The 26,302-nt window shown below is 58.2% G+C and carries 21 protein-coding genes and 1 pseudogene; 15 read left to right on the top strand and 7 right to left on the bottom strand.

Features of this window, described 5'->3' with window-relative positions; genetic code table 11:
* The first annotated feature begins 8 nt into the window (after positions 1 to 8).
* The 3 genes and pseudogenes from AC1DIS_RS24460 to AC1DIS_RS24450 all read left to right on the top strand — a co-directional run bounded on the left by AC1DIS_RS24460 (position 9) and on the right by AC1DIS_RS24450 (position 1,706).
* Positions 9 to 902: a LysR family transcriptional regulator gene (locus AC1DIS_RS24460; protein ID WP_477743023.1), complete on the top strand. Its 894-nt coding sequence runs from the start codon at positions 9 to 11 to the stop codon at positions 900 to 902.
* A gap of 44 nt (positions 903 to 946) precedes the next feature.
* A pseudogene (locus tag AC1DIS_RS24455) lies at positions 947 to 1,177 on the top strand (xanthine permease XanP); the annotation flags it as partial.
* Positions 1,178 to 1,232: 55 nt separating this feature from the next.
* Positions 1,233 to 1,706 carry an LEA/WHy family protein gene (locus AC1DIS_RS24450; RefSeq protein WP_064621286.1) on the top strand — a complete coding sequence of 158 codons (474 nt, stop codon included), beginning with the start codon at positions 1,233 to 1,235 and terminating at the stop codon, positions 1,704 to 1,706.
* A gap of 235 nt (positions 1,707 to 1,941) precedes the next feature.
* Here AC1DIS_RS24450 and AC1DIS_RS24445 read toward each other — a convergent pair whose 3' ends face one another.
* Together AC1DIS_RS24445 and AC1DIS_RS24440 are read right to left on the bottom strand one after the other, a co-directional pair.
* The gene (locus AC1DIS_RS24445) at positions 1,942 to 3,504 is read right to left on the bottom strand and encodes an alkaline phosphatase D family protein (protein ID WP_477743022.1); all 1,563 of its coding nucleotides are present in this window, start codon (positions 3,502 to 3,504) and stop codon (positions 1,942 to 1,944) included.
* A gap of 68 nt (positions 3,505 to 3,572) precedes the next feature.
* Positions 3,573 to 4,496, bottom strand: coding sequence for a carbon-nitrogen hydrolase family protein (locus tag AC1DIS_RS24440; RefSeq protein WP_018926099.1), 924 nt, complete (start codon positions 4,494 to 4,496; stop codon positions 3,573 to 3,575).
* An 85-nt stretch (positions 4,497 to 4,581) separates the two neighbouring features.
* Between AC1DIS_RS24440 and AC1DIS_RS24435 the strand changes: the two genes are divergently transcribed.
* Positions 4,582 to 5,502 carry a LysR family transcriptional regulator gene (locus AC1DIS_RS24435; protein ID WP_477743021.1) on the top strand — a complete coding sequence of 307 codons (921 nt, stop codon included), beginning with the start codon at positions 4,582 to 4,584 and terminating at the stop codon, positions 5,500 to 5,502.
* Here AC1DIS_RS24435 and AC1DIS_RS24430 read toward each other — a convergent pair.
* Positions 5,495 to 5,746 (bottom strand): hypothetical protein, encoded by a 252-nt coding sequence (locus AC1DIS_RS24430; RefSeq protein ID WP_007983592.1) that lies wholly within the window; start codon positions 5,744 to 5,746, stop codon positions 5,495 to 5,497. The two genes, AC1DIS_RS24435 and AC1DIS_RS24430, sit on opposite strands and share 8 nt — an antisense overlap.
* A 166-nt stretch (positions 5,747 to 5,912) precedes the next feature.
* Between AC1DIS_RS24430 and AC1DIS_RS24425 the strand changes: the two genes are divergently transcribed.
* A complete protein-coding gene (locus AC1DIS_RS24425; protein ID WP_018926101.1) occupies positions 5,913 to 6,230 on the top strand; it encodes an ElaB/YgaM/YqjD family protein in 318 nt (105 codons plus the stop codon).
* A gap of 23 nt (positions 6,231 to 6,253) precedes the next feature.
* On the opposite strand, the gene AC1DIS_RS24420 is transcribed toward AC1DIS_RS24425, so the two are convergent.
* Complete coding sequence (locus AC1DIS_RS24420) at positions 6,254 to 7,294, bottom strand: Ldh family oxidoreductase (RefSeq protein ID WP_018926102.1); 1,041 nt, start codon at positions 7,292 to 7,294, stop codon at positions 6,254 to 6,256.
* Positions 7,295 to 7,523: 229 nt separating this feature from the next.
* Between AC1DIS_RS24420 and AC1DIS_RS24415 the strand changes: the two genes are divergently transcribed.
* The gene (locus AC1DIS_RS24415; RefSeq protein WP_477781131.1) at positions 7,524 to 12,386 is read left to right on the top strand and encodes a dermonecrotic toxin domain-containing protein; all 4,863 of its coding nucleotides are present in this window, start codon (positions 7,524 to 7,526) and stop codon (positions 12,384 to 12,386) included.
* Positions 12,387 to 12,517: 131 nt separating this feature from the next.
* Entirely contained in the window at positions 12,518 to 13,519 is a 1,002-nt protein-coding gene (locus AC1DIS_RS24410; protein WP_477743019.1) for a FecR family protein, read from the top strand.
* A 56-nt stretch (positions 13,520 to 13,575) separates the two neighbouring features.
* Here the strand turns inward: AC1DIS_RS24410 and pvdQ are convergent, their stop codons facing one another.
* Entirely contained in the window at positions 13,576 to 15,921 is a 2,346-nt protein-coding gene (pvdQ, locus tag AC1DIS_RS24405; RefSeq protein WP_477743018.1) for a bifunctional acylase PvdQ, read from the bottom strand.
* A gap of 235 nt (positions 15,922 to 16,156) precedes the next feature.
* Between pvdQ and AC1DIS_RS24400 the strand changes: the two genes are divergently transcribed.
* Positions 16,157 to 16,558 carry a hypothetical protein gene (locus tag AC1DIS_RS24400; protein ID WP_018926106.1) on the top strand — a complete coding sequence of 134 codons (402 nt, stop codon included), beginning with the start codon at positions 16,157 to 16,159 and terminating at the stop codon, positions 16,556 to 16,558.
* On the opposite strand, the gene AC1DIS_RS24395 is transcribed toward AC1DIS_RS24400, so the two are convergent.
* Positions 16,548 to 16,736, bottom strand: coding sequence for a hypothetical protein (locus AC1DIS_RS24395; RefSeq protein ID WP_018926107.1), 189 nt, complete (start codon positions 16,734 to 16,736; stop codon positions 16,548 to 16,550). The two genes, AC1DIS_RS24400 and AC1DIS_RS24395, sit on opposite strands and share 11 nt — an antisense overlap.
* 158 nt (positions 16,737 to 16,894) lie before the next feature.
* Here AC1DIS_RS24395 and AC1DIS_RS24390 point away from each other — a divergent pair, with 158 nt between their 5' ends.
* From AC1DIS_RS24390 to AC1DIS_RS24365, 6 genes are all read left to right on the top strand, one after another.
* Positions 16,895 to 17,032, top strand: a complete 138-nt coding sequence (locus AC1DIS_RS24390; RefSeq protein WP_018926108.1) for a hypothetical protein — start codon at positions 16,895 to 16,897, stop codon at positions 17,030 to 17,032.
* Positions 17,033 to 17,329: 297 nt separating this feature from the next.
* A complete protein-coding gene (locus AC1DIS_RS24385; protein WP_477743017.1) occupies positions 17,330 to 18,571 on the top strand; it encodes an MFS transporter in 1,242 nt (413 codons plus the stop codon).
* A gap of 21 nt (positions 18,572 to 18,592) precedes the next feature.
* Positions 18,593 to 19,549 (top strand): LuxE/PaaK family acyltransferase, encoded by a 957-nt coding sequence (locus AC1DIS_RS24380; RefSeq protein WP_477781130.1) that lies wholly within the window; start codon positions 18,593 to 18,595, stop codon positions 19,547 to 19,549.
* 1 nt (position 19,550) lies between these two features.
* Positions 19,551 to 21,953: an aldehyde dehydrogenase family protein gene (locus tag AC1DIS_RS24375; RefSeq protein ID WP_018926111.1), complete on the top strand. Its 2,403-nt coding sequence runs from the start codon at positions 19,551 to 19,553 to the stop codon at positions 21,951 to 21,953.
* A gap of 40 nt (positions 21,954 to 21,993) precedes the next feature.
* Positions 21,994 to 23,283: a phenylacetate--CoA ligase family protein gene (locus AC1DIS_RS24370; RefSeq protein ID WP_167331179.1), complete on the top strand. Its 1,290-nt coding sequence runs from the start codon at positions 21,994 to 21,996 to the stop codon at positions 23,281 to 23,283.
* Positions 23,283 to 24,242 carry a GNAT family N-acetyltransferase gene (locus AC1DIS_RS24365; protein ID WP_018926113.1) on the top strand — a complete coding sequence of 320 codons (960 nt, stop codon included), beginning with the start codon at positions 23,283 to 23,285 and terminating at the stop codon, positions 24,240 to 24,242. The genes AC1DIS_RS24370 and AC1DIS_RS24365 overlap by 1 nt, the downstream gene beginning before the upstream one ends.
* Here the strand turns inward: AC1DIS_RS24365 and AC1DIS_RS24360 are convergent.
* Complete coding sequence (locus tag AC1DIS_RS24360; protein ID WP_064618143.1) at positions 24,231 to 25,157, bottom strand: LysR family transcriptional regulator; 927 nt, start codon at positions 25,155 to 25,157, stop codon at positions 24,231 to 24,233. The two genes, AC1DIS_RS24365 and AC1DIS_RS24360, sit on opposite strands and share 12 nt — an antisense overlap.
* A gap of 115 nt (positions 25,158 to 25,272) precedes the next feature.
* Between AC1DIS_RS24360 and AC1DIS_RS24355 the strand changes: the two genes are divergently transcribed.
* Positions 25,273 to 26,268 carry an aldo/keto reductase gene (locus tag AC1DIS_RS24355; RefSeq protein ID WP_192350653.1) on the top strand — a complete coding sequence of 332 codons (996 nt, stop codon included), beginning with the start codon at positions 25,273 to 25,275 and terminating at the stop codon, positions 26,266 to 26,268.
* Positions 26,269 to 26,302: the final 34 nt, after the last annotated feature.

Here is a 26,302-nt window from a genome sequence, read left to right as displayed (position 1 = left end):
AATGTTTGATGCTCGGCCAACTGCATGATCTGGACCTGCACCTGCTGCGCCTGTTTGTCAGCGTGGTGGAATACGGAGGCTTCAGCGCGGCCCAGGGTGACCTGGGGCTGAGCCAGTCGAGCATCAGCCAGCAGATGGCCAAGCTCGAAACCCGGCTCGGTTATCGCCTGTGCAGTCGCGGCAAGGGCGGGTTCAAGATCACGCCCAAGGGTGAACAGTTGCTCGTTGCCACCCGTGCCTTGTTCCAATCCATTGAAGCGTTCCGCCATCAATCCAACGGTGTGGCCGAACGTTTGATCGGCGAAGTGCGCCTGGGTTTGTCCGAAGCGCTTGATCAGTCCGTGCTGGAACGGGTGGCCGAGGCGATCCGACGCTTTCGCGAACGTGACGAATCGGTGCGCATCGAGTTGATCAGCGCGATGCCCGGCGARATGGAGCGGTTGTTGCTGCAACAACGGCTGGACCTGGCGATCGGCTATTTCTCACAGGCGCAGCGTGCTTTTGACTACCGTGAACTGTTCACCGAAACCCAGCACCTGTACTGCGCCTCCGGGCATCCGCTGTTCACCGATGACGCACCTGACGATCAAGCGCTCCAGGCCTGCGACCGGGTCGATCACCCCTATCGTTTCCTGCGCAGCGATGAGCCGTTTCAGGGGAAGCTCTGTTCAGCGCGATCCGAGCAGGTCGAAGGCACCCTCGCCTTCATTCTGTCCGGCAAGCACGTGGGGTATTTGCCCGATCACTTCGCCCAAAGCTGGGAAGACAAAGGATTGCTCCGTGCCGTGCGCCAGGGTGATATGAGTTTCGAGGTGGCGTTCCACCTGGCGCGCCATCGCGCACAGGTGCCGGGGGATGCGCAAAAGGCCTTTGAAGAGGATCTGCTTGCGGCGTTTGCTTGAAGCTCTGCCGTTGAATGATCACCCCTGTGGCGAGGGGGCTTGTAGTCTTGCGCGAGCTGCCGAAGGCGCTGCACAACATCTTCGAATCGCCGATCACTGTCGGTGCGTTGTGCGCTATCGTGCTGAATATCTTCCTGCCCGAAGAGTTCATCGAGCTGGAAGAAGACGAGTTCGACCCGGAAGCCTCGGTGCTTCAGGTGATGCAGAACCCGGATGTTGCGGCCAAGGGTGAACCCGCGTCACCTGTGGCTGTCGCACAGTTGAACCGTCCGTAATGCTCGAAGGCCGAGCTTTGAGCGGTTCGGCCTTTTTCTTTACGAGAATATGTTCATGCGCAGATTGCTAGCCCTGTCCCTATCCCTTCTATTGCTCTCCCTGAGCGCCTGCGCCCTGTTCCCCAGTCGCGACCCGCTGCACATCAACGTGGTCGGTATCGAGCCGCTGCAAAGCCAGGAGCTGGAAGTACGCTTCGCGGTAAAACTGCGCGTGCAAAACCCCAATGAAACCGCGATCGCCTATAACGGCGTGGCGCTGGACCTGGAGGTTAATGGCCAGCCGCTAGCTTCCGGCGTCAGCGATCAGTCGGGCTCGATCCCACGATTCTCCGAAGCAGTGATCGTGGTGCCGGTGAGCGTTTCGGCCTTCTCGGTGCTGCGTCAGACCCTCGGACTGAGTCAGACGCAGACACTGGACAATCTGCCTTACGTACTGCACGGCAAACTGGCCGGAGGGGCGTTCGGCACCATGCGTTTTGTCGATAGCGGCAAGCTCAGCCTGCCGGGCTCGATCTCTGGCACCTGGTAACGCGCTAGTAACGTAATTCTGTTCACTTACGCCGTAATGCGATCTGTAGCAGCTGTCGAGCCTGCGAGGCTGCGTTCGGCTGCGAAGCAGTCGTGAGTCCGGCTGCCGTGGTGTATCTGATGCACCGCATTGTCTTATTTACCGACTGCTTCGCAGCCGAACGCAGCCTCGCGAGCTCGGCAGCTGCTACAAGGAATGCGTCGCGGCTGAAATCGCTTAAGTGAACCGCAGAACGCTATGTAACGGGGTCGATCACCTGCGTCACACTATGCTTCAGACCTTCTACGTGCCAGTTGGCCCACAGTCGGGTCTTGCCGTTGCCGCCTTCATCCGGCTCGATCGCCAACCAGTTTCGAGCGGCGATCAGGTAACGCCCCCTCGCGCCAACAGGCAACATGGTTCCGGTGATGCCGTAGTCGATCTGTTCCTGGTTCGCACCGATGGACTCCAGAAAGTGCACCGCCAACACTGGCGGCGCAGGATGCACGACGCCGGTGGAAATCAATTGGTAGATTTTCCCCGCGCCATCGCTGCCATGCCGGGGCAACTTCGATTCGATCACACAGGCCCCGGCCACATGAACGTCGCCAGACACCAGCGTGACCTTGCATGATTGGGCTTTGGCGAAATCCAGCAGCCGCATGATCAACCGCTTGCGTTCACTGCGGTGCGGCAGGCTTCGCCAGTGGTCGCGTAAATCGTCCTCGAGCTCCTGTTGCCCCACCATCACGTCCAGCGCCTTTTCGGCCGCCTGTAAATCAAGGTAACCCACCGGAATACTCGACATCAGCAACAGGTGCTTGTGCGCGGGGACCTTGTCCAGCCAGGCATAAATCGCATCCCAACTGACCGGGGAAATAACCCGGGTTTGTTGGGCCTGCGGGGTGGTCAAGTCCGGCGCGCGTTCGCTGCGTAGATCGGGAACCAGCAAGGCCAACTCGCCCAGGCCGGTGAACCCCAGGTGAAAGCCATCAGCAGTGCCGGGAATCGCGCAGGGATGGGTATCAGCGGACGGCTTGAGGTGAGGATGCGTCTGGATCAGTTGCTGCTGGAAAATCCTGAAATAGCGTTTGGCTGTGGCAAACAGCCCCTGGAACACCGGGCTTGAATGCAATATCTCATCGTAGGAACCCCAGCCATCGATGATGTCATGGTCATCCCACATCATCACCGTCGGAATGGCGCCGAACACCTTGGCCATCTCGGGCTGTTTCCAGCATTCCAGGTAGAGCCTGGTGAAAAACTTGTCCARATCGGCTTCGATCACCTTGGTGTAAGCAGCCTTTTGCCGGTCGGCGAAGGGTTTGGCGAACCATGCTTTCATCGACGGCACACTGCTGCGCATGTCGTCGCTGTAAACCTGATCGCCGCCCATCAACAGCAGATGATAGGGCTCGCCCTGGTGAGCACCCCACATGTGCTCCCAACGCTCGTTGTTCCGGTCTACCTTCTCCATCTCCTTGGGGTCGGAGAAACCGTTGCACGACACATACGCAATGCGCGGCGACTGGCCCTTGGCCGGAACGACGAAGTTGGCCTGCGCACCGTCTACGGAAACCGTGTAACTGGTGGCAACGGCCTGATCCTGCGCCGCCTTGAAATCGATGCGCCAGACGCGGGAATTAGGGTTGAGCAGCGGGATATCGGCGATGGCCAAGGGTGTGTCGGCAGTCACACCCTTGGGCACTTTTACCGTGGGAGGTGGCTCGCCCAAGGGTGAAACCACCAGGGCAGACACGTTGTAGACATTATTATTGATGCCACGAAACTGCAGAATCGGGCCTAGTAACAAACTCATGGCGAGTCCATCCGTTGACGGGGGTATGAACGCCTGGAGACTAGACGACAATCACACCCCCCGACGGATTATGTGTTGAACCGCACGCCCGGTTTGGCTCGCTCATCCACCGTCAACTCAAACACGTCCGGGCGCGCATAGTGCCCGACCACGTCGTAGTCGTACCGGGCGCGGATCAGATCATCGGTGTCGATTTCGGCGGCCAGCAATCCCGCCTCGCCACGCAGCGGCCCGGCGAGAATGTCGCCCATCGGCCCGACAATCACGCTGCCGCCGGCAATCAACGGGCGCTCCGCCGGCCAGTTGGCGATGTCCACGCCCAAGGCTTGTGGCGAGTCCTGAACCTGACAGGCACTGACCACAAAGCAGCGTCCTTCATGGGCGATGTGACGCATGCTGACCTGCCACATCTCGCGCTCGTCCACAGTCGGCGCGCACCAGACCTCCACGCCCTTGGCATACATCGCGGTGCGCAGCAACGGCATCATGTTTTCCCAGCACACCACCGCGCCAATCCGCCCGACCTGGCTGTCGATCACCGGCAAGGTCGAGCCATCGCCCTTACCCCAGATCAGTCGCTCGGTGCCGGTGGGCATCAATTTGCGGTGCTTGGCAACCAGCCCTGCCTGCGGGTCGAAATACAGCGCGGTGCAGTACAAGGTGCTGCCGGCGCGCTCGATCACGCCGATCACCAGGTTGGCCCCGGTGCGGGCCGACAACCCGGCCAAGGCGTCGGTCTCCGTACCAGGCACGTCGATGGCATTGGCGAAATACCGGGCAAACGCTTCACGACCTTCCGGCAGTCGATAGCCGAGTTGCGTGCCGAAGCTCTCGCCTTTGGGGTAGCCACCGAGCAACGCCTCGGGCATGACCACCAACGCCGCGCCGGATTCGATAATGGCGGTTTCCCAAGAGAGGATTTGATCGAGGGTGTCGGCCTTGCCGCCGGGCAAGGCGCCGATTTGCAGGGCAGCAACGATTGACTTGGGCATTATGGTGGCTCCGTCAGGAATGAAGTGTTGCTCATTCTCTGGCGCCACAGGATCATGAATAAAGCCCGACTCACTGCTGAATGATATGAACCAAATGAATATCGCCACCGTCGATCTCAACTTGCTCAAAGTCTTCGAAGCGCTGCATGAGGAGTCCAGCGCCAGCCGCGCCGCGCTGCGTCTTGGCGTGACGCAATCGGCGGTCAGCGCGGCGTTGCGTCGGTTGCGAGAGGTGTATGGCGATCAATTGTTCGTGCGCACCGGCCGAGGTCTTGCGCCGACGCTCAAGGCCGACCAGTTGAAACCGGTGGTCAGTGATGCACTGAACAAATGCCGGCAAAGCCTGGCGATGGTCGATCCTGCGGCCCATCATTACGACGGGCGCTCGGTAACCGTGGGTTTGTCGGATGATTTCGAAATCGCCTACGGGCGACGATTGATCGAGGAAATCGCTCACCGAGCGCCGAAACTGCGGCTGATCTTTCGCCAGACCCATAGCCAGATCGTCGCCCGGGCCTTGATGGAACGCAGCATCGATCTGGCGATCACCGCAGGCGGGTTTGCCGAGCGTTTGCTCAGCCGCCAAGTACTGGGTGAAGGGGGTTATCTGTGCCTGGTGGATCCCCTCAGCCTGGCCGAAGGACAACAGAGTCTCAGCCTTGATGAGTTCGTCGCCCGCGAGCACATTCTGGTGTCCTCGGGCGGTTTTATCGGGATTACCGATGAAGGCCTCGCCGCGTTGGGATTGAGTCGACGGGTATGCGCGTCGACCACCCACTTTGCCGCGTTGCCGTATCTGCTCAAGGGCAGTCAGGCGGTGGCGACCATTCCGGCCCATGCGGCGCAAAGTATCGCCGCCCTCAGTGGACTGGCGTTGCTGCCCTGCCCTCTGGCGCTGCCGCGTTACCCGATCGAACTGGGCTGGCGCACCAGTACGCAGCTCGATCCGGTGGTGTTGAAAGTGCGTGAAGCGATTGCCGCGATTTTTTCCGGGGCGTTTATTTAGCGGCCATCAAGCGATTGACTTCACTGCGCACCATGTTCGCGAATTCCGGCGGCGACATGCCGTCGAGTTCGGCGCGTACCCACTCGGCCCATTTGCCTTTGCGCTTGGCGCGCTCACCGAACAACCGAGCGGCTTCGCCCTTGGCTTTGCCCAGGTTGTTTTGCCAGAGTTCGAACAGACGGGATTTTTCATCTTCAAGCGCCGCGCGCTCGGCGAGGGGTTTGTCGGCCAGATTGAAGCTCATGGGGAATTACCTGCTGCGTAAAATAGGCGACATCTTACACTGTAGGAAGAAATGTCCTGCGCTGGATTTTTCGTCAGGGGTGAGTCACCGCGCAAAATGGCTGCAACTTTTGCCACGGCGGCAGACTCCATTGCTCACTGTCCATTCACTGTAAGGAGTACACCAAATGGCTCGCAAAACCGTCGATCAAGTCGCCGATGATCAAATCAAGGATCAGGTCTTCAGCGAACTTCAGGCCCTGATCGAAGAGTCGGAAAAACTGCTGAAAAGCAGTGCCTCACTGGTCGGAGAAGAAGCGGACACCCTTCGCGGGCAAATCGCCCAGAAACTCCAGCAGGCCCGAAGCTCGTTATCCAGTGTTCGTGACCGGACCCAACCCGCGGTCGACGCCACCGAAACCTACATTGGCGGCCATCCATGGCAAACCGTGGCCATCTCTGCGGGTTTCGGCCTGGTGGTTGGTCTGTTGTTGGGTCGGCGTTGAACCATTGATCTGTGGGAACGGGCTCAGGACCCGGCCAGTTCCCGCAGATTCGCCAGCGTCTGTGGATCGAGCGCAATGCCTTCAACATTGGCTTTGGCGCGTTGCAGGTGACGCCGATCCCCCGGTAAACGCTTGAGCCCCACACCATGCATCTGCCGGACCAGTTCCTGGCTGCGTTCGGCAAAATTCTGCCCCGCCGATTTGCTCGGATCGATCACGATCAGCAGTTGCCCGGTCCAGGGGGTTTTGGCCCCCGGATGGTTCGACCAGTCGAACTCGAAAGAAAAGTTGCCACCAGTCAACGCCGCCGCCAACAACTCCACCATCATCGACAGCGCCGAGCCCTTGTGCCCGCCAAACGGCAGCAGCGCGCCACCTTCGAGAATGGCTTTCGGGTCCTGAGTCGGCTGGCCGAGGCTGTCCACACCCATGCCCGCTGGCAAGCGTTCGCCTTTACGCGCGGCGATCTGCACATCGCCATGGGCGATGGCGCTGGTCGCCAAGTCGAAGACAATCGGCGCACCGCCGGCCCTGGGCGCGGCGAAGGCAATCGGGTTGGTCCCGAACAGCGGACGATCGGCCCCGTGCGGTACCACGCAGGTCATGCTGTTGACCACGCTCAGCGCCACCAACCCTTCATCGGCAAACGGCTCGACGTCCGGCCACAAGGCGGCGAAGTGATGGGAATTGCGGATCGCCAACACCGCAATGCCGGCACTGCGGGCTTTTTCCACCAGCAAGGGCCGCGCCGCCGCGAGGGCCGGTTGGGCAAATCCATTGCCGGCGTCAACCCGGACAAAACCCGAGGCCACGTCCTCGACCACCGGCACGGCCTGGCCATTGACCCAGCCACTCTGCAACGTCGACACATAACCGGGAATACGGAAAACGCCGTGACTGTGAGCCCCGTCACGTTCGGCGCTGGCGCAGTTGAGGGCCAGGGTTCTGGCGACATCGGCCGAGGTGCCATGGCGCAGGAAAATCTGTTCGAGCAATTGAACGAGCGCGTCGAAGTCGAGGTTCTGTGTGTTCGAGTTGACGGCCATTTCAGGCGATGCGGTCATCTGAAGCTCCGGTTTTATTATTGGGTATGGGCAACAGGTCAAGCGAGGTTGCAGGACAACCGAAAAAAGTCGTCGATTAAGCGCTGTTTTACCGGCGTCCTGTCAAGCCTGCGACAAAGGATAAGCTCAAGCAATATGTACCGCACCCGGGCTTTTCATTGGCCCTACTGTTTTCCCTCGAGCCAACGACCTGCGATCGCCATCGATCGCAGCCCATCGAGGAAAAATCATGACTGCTCCAGCACTGCCGTATTTTTTCGACGAGGCAGAACGTGCATCCAATGCCAAACACCCCGGTGATCGCGAGAAAGCGCTGCATCTCACTCTTGACGATTTGAAATGGTTGAGGGGTGGTGTCTATCTCGCCACCCACGAGGTTCGCGCAGCCCAAAAGACTCCGATGCAGATAGATCGGTTGATGTTGAAGATGCCCGACGGGACTGACATTCCATTGGCCGGTGCGTTTTGCATGAGTCACCCCAAAGTCGAGGACGATGTCAAAAACGAACACAAGGCCAACGGCGAAGTCATCCTCTACACACCGTGGAAAGGTCTCGTCAAATACGCGGACATGACCGACCTCACCAAGAAACTCGAGGAACTGCTGAGCCAGGACGACGGCAAGCAGGCGCTGTTGCGTTATCTCTCTATCGAACAGCGGGCGACTGCATTGGCTGCCACGGGTTTGACAGTGACGCCGCAAAAAATCGAGGGGGCGGGGTTTCAGGACCAGGAGCAGATCCTCGACCGCAACCAGACGCAGAACATCCAGACGATGCTGGCTGAACTGGTGAAAATTCCGTCGCTGCAATCGATGCTGGACGAGCTGCTCAACATCGCCCTGGCCAAGCGTTTTCCCAAACTGGACCAGCGCCGTACGCAACTGGATAGTTTTATCGACAGCGCTTCTCCCTCCCCCAATACCGACAACCCGGAAAACCGGCGCAAGCTTTCTTCGCTGTCTTTGAGCGATGCCCTGCTGCACTTCTACCTGACCAATCAATGGCCGGATGGCGACATCAGGACCTTCTCCAACCCCGGCCACGGTGTGAGCAGCGACGCGGATAACCAGGCCTGGGAACTCGAGGTAAAAGAGATCGCGCAAAGCTTCACGCCCCACCTGCAAAGTCTGCTCGAAACCTTCTGGAATTCTCCCATGAGCAGCGGGCAGTCCCGTTCCGAACTTTTCGCCGAGGGCATGCGGGATGCCTATCATGTGGATCTTCTGCGAAAACGTCAGCAAGGTATTTTGAACACCACTGAATATCTGGAGTTGATGAGCGTCAGCGGCGCCGCGCCTGCGCCAGCCCTTCCGTTACGGGTCGAGGCCGTACGTGTCAGCGCCCTCTACAAACATTACGTAGAGCTCGCATCCACCTTTATGTGCGGTAACTCGGACACCTTGGGCTACCTGTACACCCACTCCTCAGGCATCCAGGCCAGTACCGATCTTGCAGCGATAAAAGACACGATACTGACCATGCTCAAAAGTGAAGGTCACGAGGACAATCTGCTTAATTTCATGTCCCTCGAGGAACGCGGCACCTTCCTGTCGCTTGAGCCACAGGAGCGCCTGATCATTGCTGAACCGATTAGCGGCCAGGTGTTTGAGCGACTCATGGAAGATGTCCGGGCCAAGCAATGGCAGAACCTGACCTACGCCCTGAGCCGGTACCGGGAAAGCGAGGGCACGCTCAATGTGCATGCGTTGCTCGACAATGCGCTGGATGTACGGGGCCTGATCGACAATCGCCTGTTGACCGGCGATGCAAACGGCCGCTGGAGCACCCGGGCCGATCAGCGATGGAGTGCCCGACCGGCCACCGTGCGGGCAGAATCGGCAAAAGAACAACTGGAAAGTCTCTCCACCGTCAAGCAGGCACTCGAGCAACAGCTGGATAAACACCCGTCCATTTCGGTTAAAACGTTAGCGGCGGCACAAACCCTCACCCGTTCGTCCCTTGAGCAACTGCAACCCAAGTTTGTGCATACCCTGACCACCGCATTGCGTAGCGAGCACAAGCTGCTGGGTGTCATCCGCGCGCTTGGGACGACGGAACTGGCAATGATCAAGACGGTGCTTGAGACGCCGGTCCGGCTGCAACGCGCAGCGCTGAACGGTTTTCTGCCGGACGTCTTTTCCCTTGCGCTGAAGGCCGGCGACTCCAGTGACTTGCTCGATCTCGCCAGTTGTTTTGTGCTCACCGAACGCGGCGGCCTGGACCCGACCCACTCCGGCAAGGCGATTTTATGGACCCCCGCCTCGGGATTCGAAGCCTTTTCCGCCCTCACACCGCTGCTGACAGCGTTCAATAAACGTTTGCAGAGCGAGGACGATCGCCCAGCGATTCTGGAGAATATCGAAAGAAGCCAGCGAACATCAGGGCGCACCTTTACCCTCGCGCCATTACAGCTGATTCATGAGAATTTTCTGGATCACGTACAAAAACCATTTGTTCGGCTGGATCAACTGTCCGTCGAACGCGCATTGGCCTCCCCCCTGACCGAACCGGTCCTGAAGAATCTACTGAGCCTGGTGGCATTGCATAAACCGATGACGGGGCTGCGTCGGGCAACAGACCTCGCGCGCTCTCTGACGACACAACAAAAGCTTCCGGCATGGTTGGCCAAAGCGTCCATACAGGATCAGAGACTGCATGCAGAACTGCTTCAGCAATACCTGAACAATGCCCAGGACGATAAGGATTACCTGAGCGGCGTGCGCTCTCTTGAACGCACGGCACAGTTCGAGTTGAAAGAGTTACTCAAGGCCGATGAATTGACCATTGATCCGGACAACGTCCAGGTGCAGGTTGCCTCGCGCCTGATGTCCACGGCAAAGACGTTAACGCTGTCGGCTTTTGCATTGACTCACTTTGATGAACTGGACAGTGCCGACTTCAAGTTGAAGTCACTCACCTCAGCCGCCATCCCTGCCAAAATGGACAAGCCTTACATCAAGAGCCTGATACGAAAGCTGAATGTCGGTCAGTTCCACAAAAAATTTGTGGAGGCGGCGCTTGCCGAAACCAGCACCACTGCGAAATCCTGCAGACAGCTGTTCGCCGCACAATTGCCCTGGCAACTGCTGCACTACGCGCATTCGCTAAAACTGCAGGAACGCCTGAGCGAAACCGGGCTCGACCTCGTTCGGCAGGTCATGGACATGCCCGATGCAATCGCCCGCGAGGCCGTCAGCGGTACGAATGCGATAATCCGTCCACTTGAGCTTCTCTTCGGTAAAGACCAGTCGATCAAAGTCCCGGGAATGTATTTGATCGGCCCCAAACAGAACACCCCGGGACCCGAGGTGCTTATCGCGCCCTATAGCCCTGAGCATGGCGTGAAGGAATATGAAAACGAAAAGCTGTTGCTGACCGAGCTCAAGTCACAAGGGCCATTACAAAGTTGGGTGCGCAACAGGCTGTCGGACACCGGCCGCACGCATTACGACACCCATGTGACGGGTACGAAAGCGTCCGGCAAGATCAGTCTGGCCTCCAACCCCATCAAGGGCCATCTGTTCAGGCACCTGTTCAACGAAAATATCAAACTCCTCGCGCGACTGTTGGGCACCCAGTCCAACAAAGACGCTCAAGGCGAGTGGGAAACCGTAAAACGTGTACTGGGTGACGATCTGGAACAGGCCTATACATTCCTGATGGGCAAACTGGCCTACCCGATTGTCGTGTGGCGCAGCTATCGTGAGGTCAAGCAGTCTGCGGAGGAGCTTCAACAACACAAATGGGGCCCGGCGATAACATCCTTTATCAGCGGCATCACGCAACTGGCGATGTTGCGCCAGTCAATGGAAGGCCAGGCAGAGCCCTCTGCAGCGGCCAGCGAGTCTTCCCCCTCCCCAGCCAGTGCCAGCCTTAAATGGCAAGACATCGCCACTACCGATCCCGCACGCACCGGTTTGCAGAACCACGAGCACGTTGATGTCAACCTTGGCTCGATGACCCGGGACACCGCCCTTGGGCTCTACACGCACCCGACCACACAGAAAAAATACGGTGCGGTTGAAGGAAAGGTCTATCAACTCGAAAAACGTGGCCTGCGCTGGCGCATCAGCGGTCCGGACGGAAGCGGCCCCCATGTTGCTCGAAACGCTTCAAAGCAGTGGGTGCGGGAACCGGATGAGCTGGTTCGTCAGTACAGCCTGATCAAGAGGTTGAAAACGTGGAACGCTGTCCGTGGCGGGATGAACGTCGAAGCCAACGGAATGGCTCAAATACGCCGGCTCTTCCCTGTGCGGGCGCGGCTGATCGACGAAGGCCKTGACTTCGCAACTACCTATGCGTGGAACGGTTTTCGTAACTTGCAACTGTTGAAAAATTCAGGCGACACAGAGACACCGGTTCATCAGCTCGTCAGGAGGTTTCTTGATGTGTCGGAGATATCGCCCGAGCATGTGACGATGATCCAGAAGGTCGTAGAGGACATTCTCGGTGCCTTGTTGGATCCGACCCTCAGGAACGAGCAGTCGGAACGCTTCGTCACCGGGAGAGCTCATCCCGGTGACCGGGACCATATGTTTGCCTTCACGATCCCTACCGATCAACAGAAAAAAATCTACCTGGCAGAGAAGTATTTTATGCCTTACATGGATCACTACCGTAATTACATGACCGATGCCGCGTTCCCGATCCGTGCCCACGCCCGCGCAACGACGTTGATCCACGAGCTGTCGCATGTAATTTGTGACACGGAGGATATTGCTTATATGGATGCAAGCAGACCGTTTGTCGACCTGATTGATACCACTACGCCCCGTGGCAACCATTTGAGCAAGGCGCTGACACAGCTTCAGAAGGAAGCACTTTCAATCCATACCCCCTTATCCGAACTGTTCGCCGTTTTGAATGACGATACAAATGTATGGGAAGATTTTGGTCAAACCTTCTACGAGGAAACCAACCGTACACGTGACCGGATTTTGAGTTTGACCGGAAAAAAAACCCTGGCCGAAGCACGCACGCATTTCAAAAAGGATGCGACGACAAGACTGGCTGTCCAGCTGGCCAATGCTGACTCTGTCGCTTGGCTTATCTCTCATTTGGGACGTCAACTTCACGTCGACACCCCCTGAAACGCGGTCACCAGGCACTGGCGCAATGTCAGTGCCCTGAAAATAACTTCGACTTTGATGGGGAAATGCCATGACGATTGTTCTCGCAGGCTTTCCCTCAAGGTTAGAATGCAGGAAATCAGGATGAGTCAATGACCGACCACTCTCTCTCGCAAGCCCAATACGACGCCATCACCGATGCCGCTGCGCACTGGTGCATGCGTCTGCACGCCAGCGACTGCACGGCAGAGGAACGCCTGGCGTTCGAGCAATGGCGTGATGCCCATCCGCTGCACGCCTTCGAGTACGAAGCCATGCTGGAGATCTGGGATGTTGCGGGGGATTTGCCTCGTCCTGAATCCGTCACACCGGCTGTTCGGCTCAAACCGACAACACCCTGGCGCACTTTCGGCATCGCAGCCGCGATCTGCGCCCTGGCGCTGCCACTGGCCGCGTATACCGGATGGAACCTGGGGTGGCTGCCCAATGCCTACCAGCATTTCGAGGCGACCGATAATGTTCGTCAGGTCACGCTGGGTGACGGCAGCCAGGTGGAGCTGAACCTGGGCAGTGAACTGACGTTCAGCAATTACAAGGATCAACGTCGTGTCACGCTGAAAAAAGGCGAAGCCTTCTTCAGCGTCAGCCACGACCTGCAGCACCCGTTCATTGTCAGGGCGGGCGACGGCAGGATTCGCGTCACCGGCACCCAATTCAATGTCTGGATGTATGAAGACCTGGTACGCGTGAACCTGATCGAGGGTTCCGTGCTGGTGACCAGCAACGATGCCCTGCCCGGCGACGGTCTACGCCTGGAACCTGCGATGCAGGCACGTTACAGGCACGGCGACTTCACGCCACAAATCAGCCAGACCTATGCCAACGACCAGTCGCTGGCCTGGCGCAGCGGCAAACTGGTGCTTGATAATCTGGCGCTGACCGATGCCCTGCCCTTGATCAATCGTTATCTGAACAAACCGGTGATGCTCGCGGACCACAGCGCTGGTTCGATTCGCCTCGGCGGTATCTACAACATCAAAGAGCTCAATAACCTGGTGGCTTCGCTGCCCAAGGTGCTGCCGGTCTACCTGACCCGCAACCAGGACGGCAATCCGGTCCTCAACTCAATGCCTCAACAAGCCCCAAAAAGCTGAAGGCCGCGACCCTTGCGAGGTGCGGCCTTCACCTTTTCATTTGAAAGCTATCGCTGTTACTGCGCGGCGACCTTCCCCACCTTTTCATCCTGCTCGCGGATCGTCTGAGCCTGGTACTGCGGATCAGCCGTGATCTGCTGCTCGGTGAACGGCAACACACTCAACTGTTTCTTCGAAAAGGCCTGTGTCTGGTCCCGGGAATACTTCGACGCCGGGTCACTGGACAACGAAAACGCCAGCAAACCCTGAGCCTGCGGCCCCTTGTCATCGAACGTCACCACCTGCAAATAGCTGGTGCCACTGACGACTTCACGTTTGCCGTCGGTTCTCGGCACGCTTTGAATGGCGTTATACACCCCCAGCGTGCCCGACCCGCCGTGGATCGGCGTTTGCTGCCCGCCACTGCTGGCCACCTGAATATCGCCCCAGCGGCTGTCGGCCTTCAGGCCAAGGGTCTCGACCTTTTCTACCGAAGCCAGCATCGACGCCCGAACCGCTTTGGCGACTTCCGGCCGTTCGGTGGCCAGGCCACTCGGGGTGTGTTGCGGATCCTTCGGATCGAACGCCACACGCCAGAAGTCAGGGGTTTGCTGCAACGCCAGCATGACGTTCTGAAAATGCACAAAGCCCAGCCCACTGTCCAGATTCACTCGGTGATCCCAAGCCTTGAGACTGGCACACAAGGGCGTCAGCGTCGGCGCATCGGTGCCGAGGTCCGCGGCACAGAATTGCAGCAGGTCCGGCATCACCAGGGCCGCCTGATACACCTGATCGTCCATCACCATGTGTTGCAGATCCGCCGCCGCAATAGGACCCGCCTTGTTTAAAAAGCTCAGGCGCTCCAGGGCGAAGCGCGAACGCAGCCCCAATGGCTGGCTGTCCTGACTGATCAATGGCGAGAAACCAGTGAGCGGTTGTCCCGGGTTGGCCATCCAGGCCGAATCGTTGGAATGCTGCACAAAATCCTTGCGCAACAGTTGCGGCAATTTGTCTGCGGCATAAATGCCTTTTTGCGCGGCGTGCGGGTCGACGTCCCAGGCACAAGCACTGTTGGAGCCGTCGAGCAGGATCATCTGTAACCCCGCTCGCGGATCGCTGCACTTGGCCAACTTGTCAGCGCTGACGTTCGGCACCACTGACAGGTTCATGTAAAGCGTCTGGCCCTGATCGTCCACCGCCAGGGTATTAACCCACGGGATCCCCTGAATCTTGTGCACCGAGGCCTGTAAATCCTTGACGCTGGCGGCACGATTCATCGCGTACCACTGCTGCAAGACCCGGTCGTTATCCAGGTTGGCATCACGCAGGCTGTAGGCAAACTGATTGTTCCAGTCCAGTTTTCCAGGCCATTGCACAATCGGCCCGAACGCCGAGCTATAGACCACATGGGAAATCTGCCGGGTCTGGCCATCGGGTTGCTTCACGCTGACTGTCAGCGTCTGCTTTTTCATTGGCAAAGACTTGCCATCGAGCAGGTAGCGGGTCGGCTCCTTCGGATCGAGTTGCAGGCGATACAAGGTGAAGTGCTTAGACGAGTCTACGGTGTGGGTCCATGCCAGATGCTGGTTGAACCCGATGTTGATCATCGGCAGACCGGGCAACGCGGCGCCCATCACATCCAGTTTGCCGGGAATGGTCAGGTGCATCTGATAAAAACGCATCCCGCCCACCCAAGGAAAATGCGGGTTGGCCAGCAGCATTCCGCGACCGTTGAACGAACGCTCGCTGCCAACCGCCACGGCGTTGCTGCCTCGATCCAGAGCGAAGCGTTGCATGCGTGAAGTCGCCAACTGGAACGACGCCGGGTCGCCTGCCGCATGAGCGACGGCTTTAGGCGGAGTCGCGCCGGCCAGTGCTTCGGCAAACTGGCCCACGCCGCCTTCGACCAACAATCGACGAGTCAACTTGACCAGGTCCTGGGCGGTAATTGCGCGCACCCATTCGCCCTGGCATTGCTGCGGTAAACCTTGCGCTCGACGCTCTGTCAGCGAACGGTTGTAACCCGCCACATAGCCTTCAATGAGCTCACGGACTTCCGGAGTTTGCGCCTGCCAGAAACCGGCGACAGCCTCAGGGGTGTTCAGCCAGTTGAAAAACAGATCGCTGGCCAGGTTACCGCGCTCCTCGAGCGTCACCTGCTCCGGGCCAAAATACCGCGAACGCTCGCCATTGACGGTGACGATCTCATTGGCCAGCAAGCACAAGTTGTCTTGGGCGTAGGCATAGCCAATGCCATAGCCGAGCCCGCGCTCGTTTTCGGCGCGGATATGCGGTACGCCGAAACTGGTTCGACGGATGTCGGCCGTCGCCTGCTCTGGCTGACTGCGCGCGTTTGCCCCAAGGCTCAGCCCCAGAAACACACCCGCCAGGCTCAACCTGGTTAACTGCCTGGAAATAATCACGCTCGCTCCTGATCGAAAAGACGTATGACACGCAATGCGCCTTCCAGAAAAACGAAGCGAACACCAAAAAAATTAGGTCTTCGAGGGCATCCCCAAATGCCCTTCTCACAGAGCGCTGACGTCGCGGCGACAAATTTTCTACATGCAGGTCTTCATTATTTCCCGGCTCGTTCGTCTTATTGATCAAGAGCACCCATCACATTTTCATGATCAGGCTCTGGAAAGGAGTTTTTGCATGTACAACCCGCAACTGCCAACGGATGGTAGCCATGCATCAAAGGGCAGCGCCATGAGCTCCGGTGCCTGCAATCAACAGACCGAACGCCAGGGCAACGAACGGATCAGGTTTTTGCTCAAGTGCTTTGGCCTGCGGACCAGCCTGATTCGCCTGAAAGTCATCGACGCCTTGCTAAGCGCCGCCGAAGGCGACCGCAGCCTGGGTGTGCGCGGTGTGCACAGTCATTTGCTGGACCTGGACATTCCCCTGTCCTTTCTCAGTGTCCGCGAAGTGTTGAAACGCCTGTGCAGTGAAGGCGTTATCACGCTCAATCCAGACAAAAGCTACAGCCTGCATCCACAGGCTGTCGCCGTCCTTCATGGCGAGCAATCAGGCCAGCAGGCGTCGCTCAAGGCTTGACCTTGCGACGCATCACGCCATTGATCACCACCACGACCACCGCCACGCCAATGGCGATGTACTGGAACAGCTTCTCGCTGATGAACCCTGCGTTCTGCAGCCAGGAAAGGCCGAACATGATCCCCAGTACCACCAGGGAAATCAGAATCGAGTATTTCAAACGTTGCGACTGGGTCATTACGGGTTCCTGAACCAAAAAAATGTATCCGGTTTGTATCCGATTGCATACCAAACCACTACAGTTCTGCGCGAATGCGGGGCTGCAAACGGGGTCTCATGTTACAGCCGATGAAGAGTTTTGACTTCATTGCGGCGATAACCATGAGGATTTTTAAAATGTTCCGTCGAATCACAAAGCTGATTCCACTGCTCGCCCTCCTGACCCTGAGTGGCTGCATCATTTTTCCTAATAACGGCTGGCATGGCGGCCACCATTACGACCGTGACGGACACGGCTACTATCAGCGTCGATAACGTTAAACTGCTTTCTTGACCAGTGAATAACTTACCATTCACTCACAAGACGAAGAAATCACCCTACAAGTCGCGTACAAATGCCTGCTCTATAGCGGGCATTTTTGTGTAGGACTATTCTTATTTCTCTGTAATTTTATTTACAAAACCCCACTCCTCTTTCCCCTGAACTTCCAGCCAGACACATAACGAAAAGTATTGAAACTCTTAGCCTCACATAAGCACATGTAATTATTCATGAGCCATGGTTACTCTTGCTCTGCTGCCTTATCCAACTCCAGCACCAACGGGAACGCCATGCGCAAACCTTTGATAGATATAAGTCCGCCTCGATTATTCGGTTTTTGTCTTGCAATCACTCTTTTCGAACTGCTGACTTATATGGCCAGCGATATGATTATGCCGGCCATGTTGACCGTCACCCATCAACTGGATGCCAGTGCGAGTCACGTTCCATATGCCTTCAATCTTTACTTGATTGGCGGCGTTCTTCTGCAGTGGCTTATCGGACCATTGTCCGATCACTTCGGTCGTCGCAGGCTGTTGCTCATCGGTTGTGCGGTGTTCGCCCTGGCCTGTGCCGTGGCGTTCTACGTGCAGAGCATTCTTGCCTTCAACGGCTTGCGCCTGATTCAGGGCATCGGATTGGGTTTTGTCATTGCAGTCAGTTATCCAGCCCTGCAAGAAGTCTTCTGCGAAGCCGACGCGGTAAAAATCATGGCGTTGCTGGGGAACGTTGCGCTGCTCTCCCCGCTGCTCGGCCCCCTGCTCGGCAGCCTGGCGCTGGAATGGCTTTCCTGGCGGGAGCTGTTTTTAGTGTTGGGTGTCGGCGGCGCGACGGTCTGGCTCGGGCTTTACCTGTTCATGCCGGAAACCGTGGGCACCGCGCGCCAGGACGGTCAACAATTGGCCGCAGTGCCCTTTGAATGGAACGGCACCGTGCGCCGATACGCCGCGTTGCTCACCAACACACAATTCCTGAGCGCTACCGTCGCCCTGGGACTAATGAGCCTGCCGTTGATTGCCTGGATCGGTTTGGCGCCAATCTTGCTGATCCAGAGCCAGGGACTTTCTCCTCTGCAGTATGGCCTGTGGCAAATCCCGGTATTTACGGCCGTCATTTTCGGCAATCTGATACTCAACCGATTGATTGCCAACACTGAACTGCCTCAACTGATTCGATATGCGCTCTGGCCATTTTGCGGCGGGCTCATTGCATTGATCACCATAACGTTCACCGGTGCTTCAACGGTGCTGTTGGTCAGTTGCCTATCGCTTTACGCCATCGGTCTCGGCATGAGCAATGCCGCGCTGTACCGGCTCGCCCTGTTCTCCAGCGACGACAGCAAAGGCCTGATCTCGGCCATGATCGGCATGATCTCCATCGCCGTCATGGGTGGCGGCGGCTCAATTATCGCCGCACTGGGTGCCGGTGACAGCCTTGAAGCCTTCGCCCTGATGGCCGGCCTCACGGGACTCTTGTGCCTGGCGCCCTTACGACTGTTTCTGCGTCGCTCTCATATCACGCTTGCCGTCTGATACCACCCCATAGGTCTTTTGATGATCCATCTACCCCACGCCGATGCGCTTTGCGCGTTAACGCAACCCTATTGCCTGGAATCCATGCCGATCAGTCCCACAGGCGAAGGCGCGCTGGAGATGACCTCATCCGGCACCAGCGGTCAGAAGAGTCGCATGCGCTACGACCATCGCAGCATGGTCGCCGCCCAAGGCATGGTGAGCCACATTTTCCGGCACTACGGCTGGGACACCCCGGACAGCCCCTGCAATTATTTGCTTCTGAGCTACGAACCCGAGGCGGTCATTACCCTGGGCACGGCCTATACCGATCAATTTCTGTGTAGCTATGCCCCCGTCAACCGAGCCGCTTACGGCTTGCGTCTGACCGGCAAAGGCCACGAGTTCGACCTCTTCGGTGTCATTCGCGCCCTGCAGGAGTTTGCCGAGGAAGGATTGCCCGTTCGCATTCTCGGTTTTCCGGCGTTCCTTTCCCATGCACTGCAGCACATGGAGGACACAGGCGTGGCCGACTTGCAGTTGCCTGCCCAGTCACTGGTGTTGCTGGGGGGCGGCTGGAAAACCCAGGCGGCACAGGAGACTCCCCTGCATCAGTTGTATGCCCGCATCAACCGGCAATTGGGTATCGACCTGTCCCGCTGCCGGGACGGCTACGGCGCCGTAGAGCATGCCGTGCCCTATATCCAGTGTGCCCACCATCATTTTCATGTACCGATTTACTCGAAGGTTTTCGTGCGCAACCCATCCGATTTCACTGTCCAGCCCTACGGCCAGCGCGGTTTGCTGGAATTCGTCTCCCCCTACATTTCCTCAAGCCCTGCTCATGCTGTGGTCATGGGAGATCTGGCAACGTTGCACCCCGGCGCCAGTTGCGGATGCGGCCTGACGACCGATTGGTTCGAGCTGCATGGACGTGCCGGCACCAGCGCCAGTCGTAGCTGTGCCATGGCCGCTTCAGAACTGATCGGGGGAGCTTGATATGTACCTGATCAATGGCCAACTGCGCGACGACATCTCTGCCCAAAGCGCCCTCGACCTCCTTCAGCAACCGCTGCCCCGGCTGCTGGCTACGCCGATCGACAGCGATATCGTGATCGAGTCCGCCGCTTGCTTTGCCACGCAGTTGCAAGCTCGCAGCCTGGATCTGCCCCTGGACGACGACCAATGTCAGGGGCTTATCGACTTCTGCCAGCGCAGCAACCTGAGCACCAAGCTTGAACGGGAATTGGGCCCGCAACCGCGTTCACTGCGGCGTATCGACTACCGCCAGCCAAGCTTCGAAAGCTGGCATCCATTGGGGCTGGTGGTGCATATCACCCCGGGCAATGCGCCGATGCTGGCGTTCTGCGCGATCCTCGAAAGCCTGCTGGCCGGCAACATCAACTGGCTGCGCCCCAGCTCCAGCGATCAGGGTTTGACCGCACAATTGCTCGCCGCCCTTTTGCGTTGCGAYACCAGTGGCAGACTGGCCGAATTCGTAGCGGTTCTGCCGGTGGACACCTCCTATATCGCTCAACTCTGCGCCAAGGCCGATGGGGTATCCGCCTGGGGCGCAGAAGCGGCGCTTAAATCGATACGCCAGCAGATCCCGTCCGGCTGTCGCTGGATCGATTGGGGACACAAGATCAGCTTCGCCTACCTGTCACCTGATGCGGCGTCGCCTTCGGCGCTCGATGCCCTGGCGGATGAAGTCTGTCGACTGGATCAACAAGCGTGTTCCAGTCCTCAATGGGTGCTGGTGGACAGCAACGATCCGGCCGTCCTGCAGAACCTCGGAGATCGACTGGCCGAAGCCTTCAACCGTCGCGCCCCACACTGGCCGGCATTAACGCCGACAGATCAGGAAGCATCGGAAATCACCACCCGCACCGCCATGGCACGGCTCGATCAGTGCTTTGCCAATCAGACCGGCCAAGTGTGGACTGGCCTCGGATGGCGCGTCATCTGGGAGCACCATCAAAAGCTCGCGCCGTCACCGCTGTTTCGTACGATTGTGCTCAAACCGGTTCCTCAGTATCTGCTCGCCGAGACGCTGCAGCCCTGGCGCAACTTCCTGCAAAGCTGCGCGTTGATGTCCCCCTCGGCAAAAACGCCTGAGCTCGTTCGAACATTGGTCAATGCCGGCGTCAGTCGCATTGCACCTTGCGAATCGATCCATGACGGATACACCGGCGAGCCCCACGATGGCGTCTACGCGCTGTCGCGTCTGAGTCGCCGCCTCTCGGTGAGTTTGCCCCAGCATGTCTTAACAGGTCGTGCAACGCTCGACCCAGTTCCACCCGCCCCCGACACATCCCGTGACCCGATCATGGACAAGGACACTTTTATGGCCCAGCCGATCGGGTCCGCAGCACAGCTGTACTTCCGCTCCGGCGGTAGCAGCGGGACCCCGGCGCTGGCTGGCTTCAGCTATCAAGACTTTCATCGACAAATGCGCGCCTCGGCCGACGGCATGTTCTGCGTCGGGCTCGATCCGTCACTGGACCGGGTGATGAACCTGTTCTACGGCGGCAACCTTTATGGTGGTTTTTTCAGTTGTTCCAACATTCTTGAACGGATGGGGGTTGTGCATTTGCCCATGGGGGCTCCCCAGGACGATGACTTCAGCGAAATCGCCCGACTGATCGTGGAGCAGCGTGTCACCGTGCTGATCGGCATGCCCAGCACGTTGCATCGGCTGTTTCTCAAAGAGCAGGCCCGACTTCGCGCTTATGCCGGTATCGGCAAAGTATTCCTTGGCGGCGAACATCCGGGAGAAGCCAGTCGGCGCCTGATGGAAAGCTGTGGGGTGTCGACGATTCGCTCCGCCATGTATGGCTCCGTCGATGCAGGCCCCCTGGGGCATGCCTGCCGGGCAACGGCGGACGGCGTATTCCACTTGATGAGCGAAATCCAGCATCTGGAAATCGTCCAGCTCGAACAGGATGCGCCGGTACAAGCCAATGAGATCGGCCGCCTGCTGTTTACGTCACGCGCCCGGCAGGGTCAGCACGTGCGCCGATATGACATCGGCGACACCGGCCGCTGGATACCCGGAACCTGCCCTTGCGGACTGGAGACGCCGCGATTCGAACTGCTGCAGCGACACGACAAACTGGTGCGCATTGGCACGGAGTTCATTTCGCCCGCGGCGCTGGAACTCAGTGTGGGATCCCCCATTCAAGTGGTCCTGGACCACACCGCCAACGGGGTCGAACGCATGTACGTTCTCGCGGATGCAGACGCCGAGTGGGTACACGAAAAACTGCTGACCCACGAAGCCTTGGCGAATGCGGTGCGCGCTGAACTTTTAATTGTGGAGGTGACAACATGCGTTGAACAAGCATTCACCCGAAACAAACACAGTGGCAAAACCCCCTTAGTTATCGATCAACGAAAATAAGAGAAGTCGACGCAAGACGCCCACTATAAAAGAGAATCCCGTGAAGCCAACTTATTCGCTTGAACAACTTGTACCTTATATAAGACAACACTCCAACTTCTACCATAAACATCTGGAACACTTGCCCGAGAACGGGCTTACTTTAAAAGATCTGCCATTAACCCATGTGGCCGACTATTGGTCCGGTAGCAACGACTTGAGTCATTGGTCAGTCCTGACCGGAGATGTCGATGATGCACTGGTATTAAAAACCGGAGGCTCGACCAGCCAAGGCAAACTTGCGGTTTACTCCTACGAGGAATGGCAAGCCTTGGTCAGCACGTTCGGCGCCAGCCTCTCAGCTCAACTGAACAATGGCGACCGGGTTGCCAACCTGTTTTTTTCAGGGGATCTCTACGCCAGCTTTCTGTTCGTCCACGACTCCCTGGCCTATGTCGAGCGATCCATCTGCGAATTTCCGTTCACCGGAAACGTCGAGCCGGACGTATTGGCGGATGCCATAGAGCGGCATCGGATCAACGTTCTGGCCGGCGTACCGGCACAACTGCTGCAATTCTGCGCCTACCTGGCGCAGCATCGGCGTGTGTTGTACGGGGTTGAGACGCTGTTATATGCCGGCGAAAGCCTGTTTGCTCCGCAGTTGGCAATCCTTGGGGAAATGTTCCCCAATGCCCGTATCGCCTCGATCGGCTACGCCAGCGTAGACGCCGGGCTGATAGGCGCCAGCGATCGCGACTGCGCATTGGGCGAGCATCGGGTGTTCGATCAACAAACCCTGCTGGAAATCGTCGACGAACACACCGGTGAAGTGATTGAAGAGTGCGATCGCACCGGGTTGTTGGTACTGACCAACCTGACACGCCGGCTTATGCCGCTGCTGCGCTACCCAGTGGGCGACCGTGCCTGTTGGCGTGAGCCGGCCGCAACCCCGAGGCGTAAATTCGCGCTCAAAGGGCGCAGTGCCCACAGTCAACGAGTACGAGTCGGTGTGTTGTCGCTGTTCACTGAAGAAATACACGAGATCGTCCAGCGTGTAGCGCACAGCGAACAATGGCAATTGCTGATCGAGCAGACCGGCCCCAAGGATCTGCTGAGCGTGAAGTGGGTGCCCGAACCTCAGTTACAAGCCGTCGAACCGGTGCTCCGCGAATTGCGTGAAGCGCTGCTCGCCCACTACCCCGCCATCGACGACCTGAGCCGCGAGGGTCTGCTGGAGTTTCGAGTACTGCCTTGCGCAACCACAGACCTGAAACTCCACCCTCGCTCGGGCAAACAACTGCGGGTGCTGGATTTGCGAGTGTATGACGTTCCCTTGCAGGAGTTCGTGTGATGACCCCGTTGATAATTCGCGCCTACCGCCCTTCCGATGCAAACGCAGTGAGTCGATTGTTTCAAGAAGTCTACGGCGATCATTACGCTCAGCCGGATGTTTACCTGCCGAACATGATCAATCAGCACAATGCCGAGGGTCACTGGCAATCAATGCTGGCTGTGGATGACACAGCCGTCCTCGGTCATGCCGCGTTGCGACGCGACACACCTTCGAATACCGCGGAACTGGCCCTCACCGTGGTACATCCCGCCGCGCAGGGGCAGGACATCGCCACTCGTCTGGGCCGCGAACTGCTGAGACAGGCAGGTTCTCTGGGGCTTAAAAGCGCCTCGATCATGCAAGTGACCCACCATCCCTACACGCAACGCATCGCAAAAAAACTCGGTTTCCACAACACTGGACTGCTTCCCGACTACGTCCCCTCGCCATTTGGCGAACCACTTCCGGAAACCATGGTGATGTGTTGCCACATGATCGAAGGACACACACGACCACTCCCCGATATCCAATGGCCCGAAAGCTGCCGGGCGCTTATGCAACACCTGTGCTCGGTATTCGGAACCCACCAGGACACTCCGCGCCTCGCCACGTCCTTGCAAATTGAACAACATCAGCATCGGGTCGACATTATCATTCAGCATTTGAACAATGATTTACTTGAGCAACTCCGGCAACTGCCCGGGCACTGGGTGATCTCGGCACGGCTCGAACTGTCCCGGCACTTCGCCCGGGACTTGTGCAGTTTTTCGGCGCTGGGCTTCGCCTTTACCGGCTTGATGCCTACGTCAGGTGACAATGGCTGGTTCGCCCTGTTTCATCGGGGCGTGCAGGTTCGATCCCTCGATCTGGGCTGCGTATACATGCAACAGTTGCATGACGATTTGCAGCAGAACGCGAGCGCCACGAGAAGCCAGCGCTGCGCCGATGCACCCATTGGAGCCCGCTCAGCCGCGTGAGGGTTTCCTGTAAAAGTCATTACCCGGCTGAGCGCAAAGTTCCACCAGCCAGTCGACAAATACCCTAACCCGCCGGGATAACTGGCGGTGAGGAGGATAGAGCGCCGTCAGCGGCATACCCGGTGGCGGCACATCCCTCAGGACCTCGATCAAACGTCCCTCCTTCAATTGACGGGCAACGTGATAATACGGAGCCTGGACCAAGCCATATCCCGCCTCACACGCCGCCAGATAGCCATCGGAGCTGTTGACCGCGACGTGCTTGGGCAGGTCGATCAACCGCAACTGCCCATCGACGACAAACTCCAGTCCGTAGCGTTTGCCCGTGCTATTGGAAAAGTACTCCACCATCCGATGCCCCTTCAGATCCTCCAGACACCGCGGAGTCCCGCAACGTTGCAAGTATTCGGGACTCGCACACGTGACCTGATCCAGTGTGGCCAGCGGTCGCGCCACCAGTGATTCGTCCAGGGCCGAGCCGCCCCGCAACACGCAATCGACACCTTCGCGGATCAGATCCACAGTCCGGTCATTCAAACCGATTTCCAGCTCGATCAAGGGATAGCGTGCAGTGAATTGCGGCAATGCCGGGATCACCATCAAACGCCCCACTCCCGCCGGCATATCCACTCGCAACAGGCCTTTGGGGTTGTGGCGAGCAGCGGAAAACACGGCTTCGGTTTCCTCCAGATCCGCCAGCAACCGCACGCAACGCGGGTAATAGGCTGCGCCATCGAGCGTCAGGCTGATTTGCCGGGTGGTGCGTTGCAGCAGTTGCACGCCCAGGTGGGCCTCAAGTTGCTTGATCAGAATGGTCACGGAGGCACGCGGTAATTGCAGGCTGTCCGCCGCCTTGGCGAAGCCGCCCAGTTCGACGATTCGCGTGAATACACGCATGGCGTTTAAACGATCCATGGTCAGGACTCGATGATTATTTAGAAATTACGAACAGTGATAGCACTTTTAGCCGGTTTATCTTCGTTCTGTCGAGATCGACACTAAGCGCCTACATCCACAGGGAGTTCATTTCATGCAAACACGTCAACTGGGCAAGAACGGACCACAGGTGTCAGCCATCGGTCTGGGCTGCATGGGCATGACCGATTTCTACACCACCGGCGTGGACACCCGCGAAGCCACGGCAACGCTGCATCGCGCGCTGGAGCTGGGGATCAACCTGCTCGACACGGCAGACATGTACGGCCCACACACCAACGAAGAGCTAATCGGCAAGGCGATTGTCGGCAAGCGCGACCAAGTGTTCCTGGCCAGCAAGTTCGGCATTGTCCGCGACCCGTCCAACCCCGGCGCGCGTGGCGTCAACGGTCGCCCGGAATACATTCGCGAAGCGATCGACGGCACCCTCAAGCGCCTGGGCGTGGAAACCCTGGATTTGTATTACCAGCACCGCATCGATCCGCAGGTGGCCATCGAGGAAACCGTCGGCGCCATGGCCGAACTGGTGAGGGCCGGCAAGGTGCGTTACCTGGGATTGAGTGAGGCCTCGGTCGATACACTGGAGCGAGCGCACAAGGTTCATCCGATCAGCGCCCTGCAAAGTGAATATTCGCTGTGGAGCCGCGATCAGGAAGAGAACGGTTGCCTGGCCGCATGCCAGCGCCTGGGCGTGGCCTTTGTACCTTATAGCCCGTTGGGCCGGGGCTTTTTGACCGGGGCACTGAAAAGCCCGGATGACTTCGCCGCAGACGACTACCGTCGCTTCAGCCCGCGTTTCCAAGGGGAAAACTTTTCCAAAAACCTGTTGCTGGTGCAGCAGGTACAAACGCTGGCCGCCGACAAAGGCGTGACAGCCGGCCAATTGGCCTTAGCCTGGGTCTTGGCTCAAGGGGATTACCTGATCCCGATTCCGGGCACCAAACAACGTAAATACCTGGAGGAAAATGTGGCCGCGCTGGAGGTGAAACTGAGCCGCGAAGAGTTGCAGGCCCTTGAAGCGATATTCCCGGCCAATGCCACCGCTGGCTTGCGCTATCCGGAAGAGGTCATGAAGTTGCTCGACCGGTAGCCGTTGCCCTTGCCGTAGGCTTGCAAATTTTACA

It is taken from the genome of Pseudomonas sp. 05N433 (genome assembly GCF_056396925.1).
This window is presented reverse-complemented; position numbering and strand designations above follow the sequence as displayed.

Excerpts from the sequence above, each read along its gene's own strand:
- AC1DIS_RS24450 (WP_064621286.1), top strand. The coding sequence starts at position 1,233 with ATGCGCAGATTGCTAGCCCTGTCCCTATCCCTTCTATTGCTCTCCCTG.
- AC1DIS_RS24440 (WP_018926099.1), bottom strand. The coding sequence starts at position 4,496 with ATGCCCAAGTCAATCGTTGCTGCCCTGCAAATCGGCGCCTTGCCCGGC.
- AC1DIS_RS24435 (WP_477743021.1), top strand. The coding sequence starts at position 4,582 with ATGAACCAAATGAATATCGCCACCGTCGATCTCAACTTGCTCAAAGTC.
- AC1DIS_RS24430 (WP_007983592.1), bottom strand. The coding sequence starts at position 5,746 with ATGAGCTTCAATCTGGCCGACAAACCCCTCGCCGAGCGCGCGGCGCTT.
- AC1DIS_RS24425 (WP_018926101.1), top strand. The coding sequence starts at position 5,913 with ATGGCTCGCAAAACCGTCGATCAAGTCGCCGATGATCAAATCAAGGAT.
- AC1DIS_RS24420 (WP_018926102.1), bottom strand. The coding sequence starts at position 7,294 with ATGACCGCATCGCCTGAAATGGCCGTCAACTCGAACACACAGAACCTC.
- AC1DIS_RS24410 (WP_477743019.1), top strand. The coding sequence starts at position 12,518 with ATGACCGACCACTCTCTCTCGCAAGCCCAATACGACGCCATCACCGAT.
- AC1DIS_RS24400 (WP_018926106.1), top strand. The coding sequence starts at position 16,157 with ATGTACAACCCGCAACTGCCAACGGATGGTAGCCATGCATCAAAGGGC.
- AC1DIS_RS24395 (WP_018926107.1), bottom strand. The coding sequence starts at position 16,736 with ATGACCCAGTCGCAACGTTTGAAATACTCGATTCTGATTTCCCTGGTG.
- AC1DIS_RS24390 (WP_018926108.1), top strand. The coding sequence starts at position 16,895 with ATGTTCCGTCGAATCACAAAGCTGATTCCACTGCTCGCCCTCCTGACC.
- AC1DIS_RS24385 (WP_477743017.1), top strand. The coding sequence starts at position 17,330 with ATGCGCAAACCTTTGATAGATATAAGTCCGCCTCGATTATTCGGTTTT.
- AC1DIS_RS24380 (WP_477781130.1), top strand. The coding sequence starts at position 18,593 with ATGATCCATCTACCCCACGCCGATGCGCTTTGCGCGTTAACGCAACCC.
- AC1DIS_RS24365 (WP_018926113.1), top strand. The coding sequence starts at position 23,283 with ATGACCCCGTTGATAATTCGCGCCTACCGCCCTTCCGATGCAAACGCA.
- AC1DIS_RS24360 (WP_064618143.1), bottom strand. The coding sequence starts at position 25,157 with ATGGATCGTTTAAACGCCATGCGTGTATTCACGCGAATCGTCGAACTG.
- AC1DIS_RS24355 (WP_192350653.1), top strand. The coding sequence starts at position 25,273 with ATGCAAACACGTCAACTGGGCAAGAACGGACCACAGGTGTCAGCCATC.